Annotated in this window: 1 pseudogene; it reads left to right on the top strand. The window is 55.6% G+C overall.

The window, feature by feature from the left end:
- A pseudogene (locus tag ACR0E6_RS23040) lies at positions 1 to 531 on the top strand (thiosulfohydrolase SoxB); the annotation flags it as partial.

Raw genomic sequence — 531 nt, 5'->3', positions numbered from 1 at the left:
CAACTCAAGCCGATCTTTTTTCGCGAACCTGAGATAAACCTTGGTATTGGCGATGCGCGAGGGCAGATGCCGCATGTCACAGGGGCGGCTTTCCGCAAGGCCTACGGGATCGAAGATGGAAGCCCGTCGGCATATGCGCTGACCTACAACGATTTCTCTGCGCTGGCCAAGACCTACGGTCGGGTCGGTGGATTGGACCGCGTCTCAACTGTCATCAACGCCATACGTGCTGACCGTCCTGATGCCCTTCTATTGGACGGAGGCGATACCTGGCACGGTTCCTACACCTGCTATCAGACGGCCGGTCAGGACATGGTCAATGTCATGAACGCGCTGAAACCCGATGCTATGACCTTCCATTGGGAGTTCACGTTGGGCAGCGACAGGGTTAACGAAATCGTCGAAGGTTTGCCCTTTGCGGCCTTGGGTCAGAACATCTTTGATGCCGAATGGGACGAACCTGCAGAATTGTTCCAACCCTATAAGTTCTTTGATCGGGGCGGTGCAAAGGTTGCTGTCATCGGGCAAGCG

This window comes from Ruegeria sp. AP12 (assembly GCF_056540025.1).
This window is presented reverse-complemented; position numbering and strand designations above follow the sequence as displayed.